This is a genomic window from Sphingomonas sp. NFR15 (genome assembly GCF_900103265.1).
Classification (GTDB): Bacteria; Pseudomonadota; Alphaproteobacteria; order Sphingomonadales; family Sphingomonadaceae; genus Sphingomonas; species Sphingomonas pollutisoli.
This window is the reverse complement of the sequence record NZ_FMWX01000004.1, coordinates 215,128-229,051: the sequence shown is the minus strand read 5'-3', so window position 1 is coordinate 229,051 and position 13,924 is coordinate 215,128. Positions and strand designations below refer to the sequence as shown.

Sequence of the window (13,924 nt, the reverse complement as noted above, 5' to 3'; positions counted from 1 at the left end):
CGACCTTTTGACAAGTCATCGCGGTGATGAGCACCGCGCAGCCCCTGATGGCGGGCGCGATCGTCGCGCTTGTGCTGATGGGGGCGATCTATGCCCTGTATCGCGGGTTGCTGGCGCAGCGGAACGCGGCGGCGGCGGTGGCGGAGAACGGCTCGCTCACAGCGCTTCTCCAAGCCTCCCCCGCGCTGGCGGTGATCGTGCGTGCGGACGGGCGGGTCGATGCGCCCGAGCAATTCGGTGACTGGCTGGGCCTAACCGCGCCGCCGCGCTATCTCGCCGATCTCGCGGGGGAGGCTGGCGGATTGTCGGCGCGTGATGCCGATGCGCTCGCCGCCGAGATCGCGGCGACGCAAAAATCGGGGCGTCCGTTCAGCCGCTCGGTGCGGGCGATCGGCGCGTCGCGTACGCTGATGATCCGTGGCGCCAAGGCGGCGAGCGAGCTTCGCGCGCCCGGCGGCGTGGTGCTCTGGGTGTTCGATGCGACCGAGACGCTCGCCGAGATCGAGCGGCTGAGCGACGAGGTCGCCGCCGCGCACCGCGCGTTCGACGTGCTCACCGGGCTGATCCAGGCCGCGCCGATGCCGATGTGGTATCGCGGCGCGGACATGCGGCTGGCGATGGTCAACAGCCATTATGCCGACGCGGTCGATGCCGCCGACCCGGAGGACGCGGTGGCGCGCGGTCTGGAACTGCTCGAAGGCGGCGGGCGGGGCGGCCCGCTCGCGGGGGCGGTCGCGGCGCGTGACACCAACCGGTTGCAGGTCAAGGCGATGCCCGCGACCATCAAGGGCGAGCGGCGGATGCTGCGCGTCTATGACGTGCCGATGCCCGATGGCGGGGTCGCGGGCTTCGCGGTCGATATCGAGGATCTCGAACAGGCGCGCGCGGCGATCAAGCGGCTCGGCGAGACCGAACGCGCGACGCTCGACCGGCTTTCGGCCGGGGTCGCGCAATTCGGCGCGGACCGCGCGCTGACCTTCTTCAACCAGCCGTTCCAGCGCATCTTCGGCATCGAAAGCGAGTGGCTCGCCGACTCGCCCGAGTTCGATCGCGTGCTGGAACATATGCGCGAACGCAACCGCCTGCCCGAAGTGCGGGATTTTCCCGGCTGGAAGGCGGAGCGGCGCGGCTGGTTCGTCGCGACCGGCGGGGTGATCGAGGAGCAATGGCATCTGCCCGGCGGCGTGCATCTGCGTGTCGTCGCGCAGCCGCTGCCCGATGGCGGGCTGCTGCTGATCTTCGAGGACCGCACCGAACAGGTCCAGCTCGCGAGCGGGCTCGACACGCTGCTGCGGGTGCGCACCGCGACGTTCGAGAATCTGTTCGAGGCGCTCGGCGTGTTCGCCGCCGATGGCCGGCTGCAATTGTGGAACAACAAGTTCCGCATGTTGTGGGATCTCGACGAGGCGTTCCTGGCGACGCATCCGCGCGTCGATGCGCTCGCCGAGAAGGCCGCGCCGAGGCTCGCCAATCCCGACCGCGCGGCGCTGATCGGAGACCTGGTGCGCGCCGCCACGGTCGAGCGGCAGCAGCGCGGCGGGCAGGTGCGCTTCGCCGACGGGCGCTATTTCGAGTTCGCCGCGGTGCCGCTGCCCGACGGCAACGGCCTGTTCACGATGCTCGACACCACCGACCGGCGGCGCATCGAGACGGCGCTTCGCGACCGCAACGAGGCGCTGGAGGCGGCCGACCGGGTCAAGACCTCGTTCGTCGCCAATATGAGCTACGAACTGCGCACCCCGCTCACCTCGATCAGCGGCTTCGCCGAGATGCTGAGCGCGGGCTATGGCGGCAAGCTCAACGACACGGCCGCGAGCTATGTCGATGCGATCCTCGAATCGGTGCAGCGGCTCGGCGCGCTGGTCGACGACGTGCTCGATCTCACGCAGAGCGACGAGCCCGAGCCGGCGGCCGTCCGCGAGGAGGTGGATCTGGTACCGCTCGCGCGTGGTGCCGCGCGCGCGGTCGCGCCGTTGGCCGATCGGCGCAAGCTGGAGTTCGTGGTCGAGGTGATGCCCTCCGCCGGGATCGTGCGCGGCGATAGCAGGCGCATTCGCCAGGTGATCGAGCATCTGCTCCGCCACGCCGTCGCCGGGACGCCGCCGGGTGGCCGCATCCTGCTCCACGTCGACGGCGATTCGAGCGCGGCGCGGATCGTCGTCTCGGACGACGGCGCGGGGATGAGCCCGCAGGACGTGGCGCGCGCGTTCGACCGGTTCGCGCAGCCCGGCGTGACCCGCGACGGCGAGCGCGCGCTGGGGCTGGGATTGCCGCTCGCCAAGCAGTTCGTCGAGGCGCATGGCGGGACGATCGAACTGTTATCGGAGCCGGGCGCCGGCACCGCGATCACCGTGCTGTTGCCGCGAAACCGATGACGATCGCGCTCCCCGACGAAGCGGCGAGCGCGGCGTTCGGCGCGCGCCTCGCCGCGCTGGTGCGCCCCGGCGACGTCATCACGCTGACCGGTTCGCTCGGCGCGGGCAAGACCAGCATCGCGCGCGGGCTGCTCGCCGCGCTCGGCCTCGAGGGCGAGGCGCCGTCGCCGAGCTTCGCGATCGTCCAGCCCTATGCGCCGCCGGAAACCGCCCTGCCGGTGCTGCACGTCGATCTCTACCGCATCGAAGACCCCGAGGAGATCGCGGAATTGGGGCTCGACGAGGCGGCGGCGGATTCATTGCTGATCGTCGAATGGCCCGATCGCGCGCCCGGCGCATGGCCCGAGGCGCTGGCGCTCGCGATCGAATTCACCCCCGATGGCGGCCGCCGCTTGACAGCGCAGGTGCCGGCGGCATGGAAGGCGCGATGGCCCTTTCCATGATTCCGCCCGCGCAAGCGCGCGATTTCCTCAGCGCGCTTGGCTGGGGCGATGCCGAGATCCTGCCGCTCGCGGGCGACGCTTCGTTCCGCCGCTATTTCCGCGTCGTCGCGCCCGATCGCCGTGCCGTGCTGATGGACGCGCCGCCGCCGCAGGAAGATCCGCGCCCGTTCATCGCCATCGCGAGCTGGCTCGCCGAGCGCGGCTTTCGCGCGCCCGCGATCCTCGGCAGCGATCTGGCGCATGGTCTCGTGCTGATCGAGGATTTCGGCGACGACCGGCTGCGCGAGACCGCCGATGCCGAGCCGGCGCGCGAGGCGGCGCTCTACGCCGCGGCGATCGACATCCTGGTCGCGCTGCACAAGCACGCGGCGGGGGACGTGCCGCCCTATGATCGCGCCGTGCTCCACCGTGAGGTCGATCTTCTCCCCGAATGGTATTGCCCGGCGGTCGGCATCGCGGTGGACCATGCCGGCTATACCGCCGCCTGGGACGCCGTGTTCGAAGCGGCGCTCGACGGCCCCCGCGTGACGGTGCTGCGCGATTATCACGCCGAGAATCTGATGCTGCTCGAAGACGGCAGCCTCGGCCTGCTCGATTTCCAGGACGCGCTCGCCGGCCACCCGGCCTATGATCTGGTCTCGCTGCTCCAGGACGCGCGGCGCGACGTGCCGGTGGAGATCGAGACCGCGATGCTCGCGCGCTACCATGCCGAAACCGGCGCGGGCGACGCGTTCGACACCGCCTATCGCGTGCTCGGCGCGCAGCGCAACGCCAAGATCATCGGCATCTTCACGCGGTTGTGGCGACGCGACGGCAAGCCGCGCTACGCGGCGCTGTGCCCGCGCGTGTGGGGCTATCTCGAACGCGATCTGGCGCATCCCGATCTCGCGCCCGTTGCGGCGTGGTTCGATGCCAATATTCCGCCCGCGCTGCGCGGCGATCCGATGCAGGTGGCACAGGCATGACCGCCAAGAAGACGCTCGCGCTGCGGCCCGTCCCGGATGCGCACGTGCCCGAGACCGCGATGGTGATGGCGGCGGGGCTGGGCAAGCGGATGCGCCCACTCACCGCGACGCGGCCCAAGCCGCTGATCGAAGTCGCGGGGAAGCCGCTGATCGACCATGCGCTCGACCGGCTGCGCTCGGCCGGCGTCAAGCGCGCGATCGTCAACGTGCATTACCTCGCCGACGCGCTCGAGGCGCATCTGCGCAACCGGGTGAAGGGCATCGAGATCGTCGTGTCGGACGAGCGCGGCCGGTTGATGGAGACGGGCGGGGGCATCGTCCAGGCGCGCGCGCTGATCGGCGACGCGCCGTTCGTGGTGGTCAACAGCGACAATCTGTGGATCGACGGCCCGACCGATGCGATCCGCCTGCTCGCGGCGCAGTGGGACGACGCGCGGATGGACGCGCTGCTGCTGATGGTGCCGCTGGCGCGCGCCAACAACCATGTCGGGATGGGGGACTTCCGGCTGGCGGCGGACGGCCGCATCACCGGATGGCGCACGCCCGGCAAGCCCGCGCCGTTCGTCTATACCGGCGTGCAGATCCTGTCGCCGCGCGTGATCCGCGACTGGCCCGAGGGGCCGTTCTCGACGCGGCTGTTCTGGGAGCGCGCGATCGACGCCGGGCGCGCTTATGGCATGGTCCACCAGGGGCTGTGGTTCGACGTCGGTTCGCCCGGCGCAATCGGCAAGACCGAGGCGATCCTCGCCGATGGCTGACGCCGATCGGCTGCTCTCCCCTCCGTTCGTCCCTCGACGTCGTTCGGGACGAACGGAGGGGCGGTCGATATCCCACGGGCAAACGGCCGCATGACCGGCGCTCTCAAGCCGCAGCTCTACACGATCCCGGCGCATCGCGCGTTTGCCGATTCGCTCGCCGCCGGGTTGATCCGGCGCTTCGGTGGCGACCCGCTCGGGCTCGCGCGCGGGCTGGTGCTGCTTCCCAACAATCGCGCCAAACGCGCGGTTACCGATGCGTTCGTGCGCGCGAGCGGCGGCGGGCTGCTGTTGCCGCGCCTCGTGGCGCTCGGCGACCCCGCGCTCGACGAGGCGGCGGGCGCGGCGCTCGATCCGGCGGACGAGGCTGATCCGGTTCCGCCCGCGGTGGCGCCGCTGCAGCGCCGGCTGATCCTCGCGCGGCTGGTCGCGGACGCCCGCGAGCGCGCGGGCCAGCCGATCGACGCGGCGGAAGCGGTGCGGCTGGCGGGCGATCTCGCGCGGACGCTCGACCAATTGCTCGTCGAGGAGGTGCCGCCGCGTCGGCTGCGGGAGATCGACCTCGGCGAAGCGCTTTCGGCGCATTGGCACCGCGCGCTCGACCTGTTCACGCTAGTGTTCGATCGTTGGCCCGCCGAACTGGCGCGGCTCGGTTGCATCGATCTGGCCGACCGGCGGGCGCGGCTGCTGCGGCGGCTCGCGGCGCGCTGGAAGGACGCGCCGCCGGGCGGGTTCGTCTGTGCGGCGGGCATCACCGACACCGCGCCCGCCGTCGCCGGGCTGCTGCGCCGGGTGGCGATGCTGGAGCGCGGCATGGTCGTGTTCGCCGATCTTGCCACGGGTATGGACGAGGCCGAATGGCAGGCGCTCGGGCCGCACGCGCCCGACCCGGTCACCGGCATCACCCGGCGCTCGATCGAGACGCATCCGCAATTCCACCTCAAGCTGCTGCTTGACCGGATGGGGTTCAACCGCGCCGAAGTGGCGATTTGGCGCGACGGCAGCGAATTCGACGCGACCGCGGCGCGCGGCAAGGCGATCGCCAGCGCGCTCGCGCCGGCCGATTTCACCGGCAAATGGACCGATCTACCCGCCGCCGAGCGTCGGCTCGCGGGTATCGAGGCCGCCGAACTCGCGACCCCGGCCGAAGAGGCGCAGGCGATCGCGCTCGCGCTGCGGCAGGCGCTGGAGACGCCCGAACGCACGGCGGCGCTGGTCACGCCCGATCGCGCGCTCGCGCGGCGGGTGGCGGTTCACTGCCAGCGCTGGAACATCGAGATTGACGATACCGCCGGGCGGCCGCTGTCGATTCGGGCGTCGGGAACGGTGCTGCTCGCGCTGGCCGATGCCGCCGCGCAGCGCTTCGCCCCACTTGCGCTGCTGACCTTGCTCAAGCATCCGCTGGTGCGTGCGGGGGAGGGGCGGCGCGGCTGGCTGGAGGGCGCGCGCAAGCTCGACCGGGTGCTGCGCGGGCCGCGTCCGGCGGCGGGCCTGGCCGGGATCGACGCGCATCTCGCCGATCCGCCCGAACGCGAGCGCGCACGCCGCGCCGCCGCGGCTGTCTGGTGGCCGGAGGCGCGCGCGTTGCTCGCCTCGCTCGAAGCGGTGTTCGAGGCGGGGCCGCAGCCGCTCGGCACGCTCGTCGCGGCGCTGCGAGAAACGGCGCAGGCGTTGTGCGGCGATGCGGTGTGGAGCGGCGCGGCCGGCCGCGCTGCGTCCGACTTCCTCGCCGATCTCGAGGCGCGCGCCGATGAAGGGCCGAGGCTGGTCGATCCCGAGGCGCTCGCCGCGTTGCTGCGCACGGTGATGGACGAGATCGCGGTGCGGCCCGCGCAAGGCGGCCATCCGCGGCTGGCGATCTACGGCCTGATCGAAGCGCGCCTCCAGACCGCCGATCTGATGATCCTCGGTGGCCTCAACGAAGGCGTGTGGCCGGGGCAGCCCGCACCCGATCCGTGGCTCGCGCCGCGCATTCGCATCGCGCTCGGGTTGCCGGGGCAGGAGCGCGCGGTCGGGATGGCGGCGCATGATTTCGCGAGCGCGCTGGGGGCGCCGAACGCGCTCATCACCCGCGCGCGCCGCGACGCGACCCAGCCGGCGATCGCCTCGCGGTTCTGGTTGCGCTTGCAGGCGCTCGCCGGCGAGACGTGGGCGCGGGGCAGGGCGCTGCCGCTCGAACGCTGGACTCGCGCGCTCGACGATCCGGGCGCGCACGAACCCGCCGATCAGCCGGCGCCGTCGCCCGACGCGGCGCTGCGACCGAAGCGGATCGCGGTCACCGATGTCGATCGGCTCAAGGCCGATCCGTTTGCTTTCTATGCCCGCCAGATTCTCCGCCTCGCCCCGCTCGACCCGGTCGATGCCGATCCGAGTGCGGCCTGGCGCGGCACCGCCGTTCACGCGATCCTGGAGGAATGGGCGCGCGAGGACGCCTGCCATCCCGACAAGCTCCACGATCGCGCGCGCGCGATGCTCGCGGACGAGCGCACCCACCCGATGATGCGCGCTTTGTGGCAGCCGCGGCTGATGCAGGCGATCGACTGGATCGCGCGCACGATCGAGACACAGGCCGAGGAAGGCCGCACCGTGGTCGCGGTCGAACGCAAGGGCAGTATCGACTTCGCCGGGGTGACGCTCAACGGCACGTTCGACCGGCTCGATCGCCTCGTCGACGGCAGCCTCGTCGTGATCGATTACAAGACGGGGACGCCGCCATCGCCCGCCGCGGTGCGCGCCGGGTTCAGCCTGCAACTCGGGCTGCTCGGGCTGATCGCGGAGCGCGGCGGGTTCGAGGGGATCACGGGCCAGGCACGCGGCTTCGAATATTGGTCGCTTAGCAAGCGCAACGACCAGTTCGGCTATGTCACCTCGCCGGTCGATCCGGCGGGCAAGGCCGAGAAAGTGCTTCCCGAGGAGTTCACCACGCTCGCCGCGCATCATTTCAGCGAGGCGGTCGGCCGTTGGCTGACCGCCGGCGAGCCGTTCACCGCGAAGCTCCACCCCGAGTTCGCGCCCTATAGCGAGTATGACCAGTTGATGCGCCGCGACGAATGGTATGGCCGTGAGCGTTAGCGGCACCACCTCGCTACCGCCGCTCAAGCACGATCAGGCGCGTGCCAGTGCGCCCGACGGCCATGTCTGGCTGTCCGCCTCGGCGGGGACCGGCAAGACGCAGGTGCTGACCGCGCGCGTGTATCGGCTGCTGCTGCGGGGCGTCGATCCTTCCGCGATCCTGTGCCTCACCTTTACCAAGGCGGGCGCGGCGGAGATGGCGGGGCGGATCGGCGCGCGGCTGGCGGCGTGGGTGCGGATGCCCGAGCCGCAACTCGTCGCCGATCTCGATGCGCTTGGGGAGGATGCCACGCCCGAACTGCGCGAGCGTGCGCGCACCTTGTTCGCCAAGGTGCTCGATGCGCGCGGCGGCGGCATTCGCATCCAGACGATCCACGGTTTTTGCCAGAGTTTGCTCGCCGCCTTCCCGGTCGAGGCGGGGCTGGCGCCCGGTTTCCGCCCGATCGAGGCGCGCGAGGAAGCGGTGCTCGCGCGCGAGGCGCTGGCGGAACTGCTCGTCGATGCTGATCGCGAGGGGCGCACGCGACCGATCGAGGCGGTCGGCGCGCTCAGCGTGCGGCTGGGTGAGGGCGAGGCCGAGAAGTTCCTGATCGCCTGCGCGCGTGCGCCCAAGGCAATGGCAGCGTTGCCGAGGGGCGGCGAGGGCGTGCGCGCGTTCGTGCGCCGCCAGCTCGATCTGCCGATGGGTGAGATCGAGGCGGCGATCGTGGCCGCGTGCGACGACCGCGTTGTCGATCATGAAGCGATTGATCTGGTTGGTGGCATGAACAGCGGCTGGGCCACGAAGAGCGGGCTTGGGCGCGCTGATGTCGTTTCGATGTGGTTGGAACGCTCGCCCGTCGAACGCGCCGCGACGCTGGCCGATCTTCACCTCGTTTGGGCGAAGGCCGATGGTGATCTGCGGTCGTTCAAGAAAGGGCAGGCGCCGCAGGATCCGGAGTATGCCGCGACGGCCACGGCGCTGTGCGCGTGGAGTTCAGCGCTGCTCGCAATGCGTCACCGCGCCGCGTACGCCGATCTGCTCGCCGATGCGCTCGATGTCGGGCGCGACTATGCCGCCGCGTATGCGCGCGCGAAGCGGCGGCTCGGCGCGGTCGATTTCGACGATCTCATCGCCGCGACGATCGACCTGCTCGGCCAGCCCGGCATCGGCGAGTGGGTGCGCTTCAAGCTCGACCGCGAGACCTCGCACATCCTGATCGACGAGGCGCAGGATACCAACCCCGAGCAATGGGCGATCATCGGCGCGCTCGCCGACGAATTCTTCGCGGGCGAGGGCGCGCATGGCGGCGAGACCCGCACTTTGTTCACGGTCGGCGATTTCAAACAGGCGATCTTCGGGTTTCAGGGCACCGACCCTGCCTTCTTCGCGGCGGCGGAGGATCGGTTCGGTCGCCTCGCGCGCGGCGCCTGGGATGCCGAGGCGGACCTGCGCAAGCTCGGCGACCGGACGTTCGCGGCGGCATGGAACCGGCTGTCGCTGACGCAATCGTTCCGCTCGACTCGGCCGGTGCTGGAATTCGTCGATGCGACGATGGCGGTGCTGCCCGAACCGGGATTGGGCGCCGTCGCGGTGCTCGAACGCCATGCGAGCGAAGTGCCCGGCCCCGGCACCGTCACGCTCTGGCCGCTGATCGTCGCGGGCGGCAGCGAGGCGGATGAGGAAGGCTGGATCGCCGATTCGACGCGCGAACTCGCCCGGCGGATCGCGCGCACGATCAAGGGCTGGATCGGCACGCTCATGCTGGAGAGCAAGGGGCGCGTGCTCGAACCGCAAGACGTGATGATCCTCGTCAAGCGGCGCGGCGATCTCGCCTCGTTGATCGTCGCGCGGCTCTATGCCGAGGGCGTGCCGGTCGCGGGTGTCGATCGGTTGCGGCTGAATGCGCCGCTCAGTGTGCAGGATCTGCTCGCCGCGATCCGCTTCGTGCTCCAGCCCGAGGATGACCTGTCGCTGGCGTCGATGCTGGTCTCGCCGCTGATCGGCTGGACCCAGGAGCGGTTGATGGCCGCCGCACCGCGCGGATCTGGCAGTCTGTGGCGGCACCTCGAACGCACGATCGGCGACGATCTCGGGCCGTTGCGGCGGATGCTCGACCGCGCCGATATCGCCACGCCGTACCAGTTCCTCGAAGAACTGCTGTCGGGGCCGCTCGGCGGGCGGCGCGCGCTGCTGCTGCGGCTCGGGCAAGAGGCGCGCGATCCGATCGAGGAATTGCTCACCGCCGCGCTCCAGTTCGAGACTCAGGGGACGCCCTCGCTGCAACGCTTCCTCGACTGGTTCGATCGCGGCGAGGTCGAGATCAAGCGCGACCCCTCCGCGCCGCTCGATGCGGTGCGGGTGATGACCGCGCATGGCGCCAAGGGATTGCAGGCGCCGCTGGTGATCCTCGCCGATGCGGCGGTCGATCCGACCAAGTCGCCGCGCACCACGCTCAAATGGCCGGTGGATGAGATCGATGCCACGCTCCCCATCTTCCGCCCGCGCAAGGAGGAGGCCGGCCCGCTCGCCGCGATCGCCGACGCGACCGCGCGGCGCGAACTGGAGGAACATTGGCGGCTGTTCTACGTCGCCGCGACTCGCGCCGAGGAGCGGCTGGTGATCGCCGGCTCGCTCGGCCCGCTCGCCAAGGGCGAGCCGCCGCCGGCGAGCTGGTACGCCGCCGCCGATCGGGCGATGACCGAACTCGGCGTGGACCGTGCGGCCGATGGCACGCGCAGCTTCACCGGCAGCGCCGATCTGAAGCCGGTCAAACGCCGCGACAAAGCCGCGCCACCCGCCGAGGCGCCCGCGCCGGTGCCGGAGTGGGCGCACCAGCCCGCGCCGCAGGAGACTCGCCCGCCGCGTCCGCTCGCGCCGTCGTCGCTCGGCGACGACGCGGTCGCCGATCCGCCGCCGACTCCGGCGCTGCGCGACGCCGCCGAGCGCGGCCGGCTGATCCACGCGCTGTTCGAGCGCCTGCCGGCGATCGCGCCAGAGGCACGCGCCGCCGCCGCCGACCGTTGGCTTGCCGGGTCGGGCGGGGTCGGTGATCCGAGCGCACGCGCGGAGATCGCCGCGACGGTGCTGGCGATCCTCGACGACGCGCGCTTCGCCGCGCTGTTCGGCCCCGATGCGCTGGCCGAGGCGCCGATCGCGGCGGTGGTGGGGGATGGCGTGGTCGTGTCGGGCACGGTCGATCGGCTGCTGGTCACGCCGGAGCGGATCACCGTCGTCGATTTCAAGACCGGCCGCCGCGCGCCCGCGTCGCTGGACGAGCTGCCATCCTATCACCTCCGGCAGATGGCCGCCTATGTGGCGGCGCTGGGCGTGATCTTTCCGGGCCGGGTGATCGAGGCGGGGTTGCTCTACACGGGCGGGCCGGCGCTGTTCGCGCTGCCGCCCGCGCTGCTCGCGGCGCACAAGCCGGGCTTTGCGGCCGCGCAGCAAAGCTAGCCAGACGCGGCTTGAGCCGGGCCGGCGGGCGCCCTACGTTATCGACCGTACAAGGAGACACCAGATGGCCACCAAGCAGATCACCGATTCCAGCTTCGATACCGATGTCCTCAAGGCCGATGGCCCCGTGCTCGTCGATTTCTGGGCGGAATGGTGCGGGCCGTGCAAGATGATCGGGCCGAGCCTCGAAGAGATTTCCGAGGAACTCGGCGAGCAGGTGACGATCACCAAGCTCAACATCGACGAGAATCCCGACGCGCCGGGCAAATACGGCGTGCGCGGCATCCCGACGATGATCCTGTTCAAGAACGGCGTTCCTGCCGCGACCAAGGTCGGCGCGGAGCGGAAGGGCCGCCTCAAGGCCTGGCTTGAAGGCGAACTGGCCTAAGCTTCGCCGCCGCCGGGCGGGTCGCGGACCCGCCCGGCGGCGCTGCATTTGGAACGACACAATCCGCGGCTAATCTCTGCAGACCGGCGATTCGCCGCCGACCGTGAAGAGGTACTCCATGAAGTTCGCCGCCCTTCTGCTCGCCGTCGTCGCCGTGCCTGCGTCTGCGCAGGCGCCAGCCCCCGTGCCCGCGGCGCCCGCCACGAAGTTCACGCTCGACACGCCGGTCGAGACGATCGCCGCCGATCCCGCCGGCAAGGCCGTGCTCAACGCCGACATTCCGGGGCTGCTCGTCCACCCGATGTACGAGAGCTTCAAGAGCATGGGTCTGCTCGAGCTTCAGGGCATGTCCGAAGGCAAGCTGACCGACGCGATGCTCGCCAAGACCAAGACGGATCTCGCCGCGATCAAGTAACTTTTTCCGTTCGTGTCGAGCGAAGTCGAGACAGCGAGCGTAACGCTCGCGGCATGACCCTCGACTTCGCTCGGGACGAACGGGCATGTGGATCAAGCAGGAGGCTGGTTTCCACCGGGCGGCGCGCCTAGATCAGCGGCACCATGTCCGTGCCCAATGCCCCCGATCGCTTCAACGAAGAGAAATCCACCTTCGCCGTCCGCGGCTCCGACGCTCCCGATCTCGAGGCGGGCGTCGCCGCGATTCGCAATGTGTTGAAAACGCTGCCGGTCCGCCCCGGCGTGTACCGGATGCAGGATGCGCGCGGCGACGTGCTGTATGTCGGCAAGGCCAAGGCGCTCAAGAACCGCGTTACCAATTACACGCAGATCGACCGGCTCTCGAAGCGGTTGCAGCGCATGGTCGCGCAGACGCGGTCGATGACGATCGTCACCACCAACAACGAGGCCGAGGCGCTGCTGCTCGAAGCGCAGCTCATCAAGCGCTATCGGCCCGCCTACAACGTGCTGCTGCGCGACGACAAATCCTTCCCGTTCATCCTGTTGCGCGCCGACCACGATTTTCCGCGCATTCAGAAGCATCGCGGCGCGCGCAAGATCAAGGGCGACTATTACGGCCCGTTCGCCAGCGCCGGATCGGTCAACACCACGCTCAACGCGCTCCAGAAGCTGTTCCTGCTGCGCTCCTGCACCGACAGTTTCTTCAAGACGCGCGACCGGCCGTGCCTGCTCTACCAGATCAAGCGCTGCTCGGCACCGTGCGTCGGCCGCATCGCGCACGAGCCGTATCTGGAGCTGGTCGCCGACGCCAAGGCGTTCCTCGCCGGCAAATCGACCGAGGTTCAGGCCAAGCTCGGCCGGCAGATGGAAGCGGCCGCCGAGGCGATGGATTTCGAACTCGCCGCGATCCTGCGTGATCGGCTGCGCGCGCTCACCTTCATCCAGGGCAGCCAGGCGATCAACGCGGAAGGCGTGGGCGACGCCGACATCTTCGCGATGGCGTGCAAGCAGGGCGTGATCGGCATCCAGGCGTTCTTCATTCGCGGCGGGCAGAATTGGGGTCACCGCAGCTTCTTCCCCGCACACACCGCCGACGTGCCCGAGGACGAGGTGCTGACCAGCTTCCTCACGCAGTTCTACGAGGAAGTGCCGCCCGCCAAGACCGTGTTCGTCGATCGTGAGCTGCCCGAGGCGGGGTTGCTTGCCGAGGTGATGACCGCGCAAGCCGGGCGCAAGGTCGATCTGTCGGTGCCGCAGCGTGGCACGCGGCGGCGGCTGCTCGACCAAGCCAAGCGCAACGCCGAGGAAGCGCTCGACCGCCGCCTCGCCGAGAGCACGACGCAGGCCAAGCTGCTGCGCGAGGTCGCCGACTTGTTCGGGCTGGGCGAGCCGCCCGACCGGATCGAGATCTACGACAACAGCCATATTCAGGGCACGGCCGCGCTCGGCGCGATGGTGGTCGCCGGGCCGGAGGGGTTCCGCAAGAACCAATATCGCAAGTTCAACATCAAGCAGGCGGCGACCAACGACGATTTCGCGATGATGCGCGAAGTGTTCCAGCGCCGCTTCGCCCGCGCTCAGAGCGAAGACCCCGATCGCGACGCCGGCGATTGGCCCGATCTGGTGCTGATCGACGGCGGGCGCGGCCAGCTCAATGCCGCGAAGGAGGTGCTGGAGGAGATGGGGATCGAGGACGTCTGCCTCGTCGGCATCGCCAAGGGGCCACATCACGGCCGCGACGGGCGCGAGGTGTTCCACCTGCTCGACGGGCGCGAGTTCCAATTGCCCGTCAACGCGCCGGTGCTGTTCTACCTCCAGCGCCTGCGCGACGAAGTCCACCGCTTCGTGATCGGCGCGCACCGCGACAAGCGCAGCAAGGCGATCGGCGCTAGTCCCTTGGATGAGGTGCCCGGCATCGGCCCCGCGCGCAAGAAGGCGCTGCTGATGCACTTCGGCACGGCCAGGGCGGTGCGGGGGGCGAGTCTGGAGGATCTGCGCAAGGCACCGGGGGTGTCTCAGGCGGTGGCGCAGCAGGTGTACGATTTCTTCCACGCGAAGTGAGGAGAGCTGCTTCCG

Annotated in this window: 9 protein-coding genes; all 9 read left to right on the top strand. The window is 70.4% G+C overall.

From position 1 onward, the window contains the following. The first annotated feature begins 26 nt into the window (after window positions 1-26). The 9 genes from BLS81_RS11820 to uvrC all read left to right on the top strand — a co-directional run bounded on the left by BLS81_RS11820 (window position 27) and on the right by uvrC (window position 13,909). Window positions 27-2,375 (top strand): sensor histidine kinase, encoded by a 2,349-nt coding sequence (locus tag BLS81_RS11820; protein ID WP_093224093.1) that lies wholly within the window; start codon window positions 27-29, stop codon window positions 2,373-2,375. Then, entirely contained in the window at window positions 2,372-2,818 is a 447-nt protein-coding gene (gene tsaE / locus BLS81_RS11815) for a tRNA (adenosine(37)-N6)-threonylcarbamoyltransferase complex ATPase subunit type 1 TsaE (protein WP_093224091.1), read from the top strand. The genes BLS81_RS11820 and tsaE overlap by 4 nt, the downstream gene beginning before the upstream one ends. Beyond that, entirely contained in the window at window positions 2,815-3,783 is a 969-nt protein-coding gene (locus tag BLS81_RS11810) for an aminoglycoside phosphotransferase family protein (protein WP_176787154.1), read from the top strand. Before tsaE ends, BLS81_RS11810 begins: the two co-directional genes overlap by 4 nt. Next, window positions 3,780-4,541: a nucleotidyltransferase family protein gene (locus BLS81_RS11805; RefSeq protein WP_093224087.1), complete on the top strand. Its 762-nt coding sequence runs from the start codon at window positions 3,780-3,782 to the stop codon at window positions 4,539-4,541. The genes BLS81_RS11810 and BLS81_RS11805 overlap by 4 nt, the downstream gene beginning before the upstream one ends. Window positions 4,542-4,631: 90 nt before the next feature. Beyond that, complete coding sequence (gene addB / locus BLS81_RS11800; protein ID WP_093224085.1) at window positions 4,632-7,610, top strand: double-strand break repair protein AddB; 2,979 nt, start codon at window positions 4,632-4,634, stop codon at window positions 7,608-7,610. Continuing rightward, window positions 7,594-11,046 (top strand): double-strand break repair helicase AddA, encoded by a 3,453-nt coding sequence (addA, locus tag BLS81_RS11795; RefSeq protein ID WP_093224083.1) that lies wholly within the window; start codon window positions 7,594-7,596, stop codon window positions 11,044-11,046. Before addB ends, addA begins: the two co-directional genes overlap by 17 nt. Before the next feature lie 64 nt (window positions 11,047-11,110). Next, window positions 11,111-11,434 (top strand): thioredoxin TrxA, encoded by a 324-nt coding sequence (trxA, locus tag BLS81_RS11790; RefSeq protein WP_093224081.1) that lies wholly within the window; start codon window positions 11,111-11,113, stop codon window positions 11,432-11,434. 118 nt (window positions 11,435-11,552) lie between these two features. After that, window positions 11,553-11,849 (top strand): hypothetical protein, encoded by a 297-nt coding sequence (locus BLS81_RS11785; RefSeq protein WP_093224079.1) that lies wholly within the window; start codon window positions 11,553-11,555, stop codon window positions 11,847-11,849. Window positions 11,850-11,992: 143 nt separating this feature from the next. Next, a complete protein-coding gene (gene uvrC / locus BLS81_RS11780; RefSeq protein ID WP_093224077.1) occupies window positions 11,993-13,909 on the top strand; it encodes an excinuclease ABC subunit UvrC in 1,917 nt (638 codons plus the stop codon). The last annotated feature ends 15 nt before the right edge of the window (window positions 13,910-13,924 follow it).

Excerpts from the sequence above, each read along its gene's own strand:
- BLS81_RS11810 (WP_176787154.1), top strand. The coding sequence starts at position 2,815 with ATGATTCCGCCCGCGCAAGCGCGCGATTTCCTCAGCGCGCTTGGCTGG.
- trxA (WP_093224081.1), top strand. The coding sequence starts at position 11,111 with ATGGCCACCAAGCAGATCACCGATTCCAGCTTCGATACCGATGTCCTC.
- tsaE (WP_093224091.1), top strand. The coding sequence starts at position 2,372 with ATGACGATCGCGCTCCCCGACGAAGCGGCGAGCGCGGCGTTCGGCGCG.
- BLS81_RS11820 (WP_093224093.1), top strand. The coding sequence starts at position 27 with ATGAGCACCGCGCAGCCCCTGATGGCGGGCGCGATCGTCGCGCTTGTG.
- addA (WP_093224083.1), top strand. The coding sequence starts at position 7,594 with ATGGCCGTGAGCGTTAGCGGCACCACCTCGCTACCGCCGCTCAAGCAC.
- addB (WP_093224085.1), top strand. The coding sequence starts at position 4,632 with ATGACCGGCGCTCTCAAGCCGCAGCTCTACACGATCCCGGCGCATCGC.
- BLS81_RS11805 (WP_093224087.1), top strand. The coding sequence starts at position 3,780 with ATGACCGCCAAGAAGACGCTCGCGCTGCGGCCCGTCCCGGATGCGCAC.
- BLS81_RS11785 (WP_093224079.1), top strand. The coding sequence starts at position 11,553 with ATGAAGTTCGCCGCCCTTCTGCTCGCCGTCGTCGCCGTGCCTGCGTCT.
- uvrC (WP_093224077.1), top strand. The coding sequence starts at position 11,993 with ATGTCCGTGCCCAATGCCCCCGATCGCTTCAACGAAGAGAAATCCACC.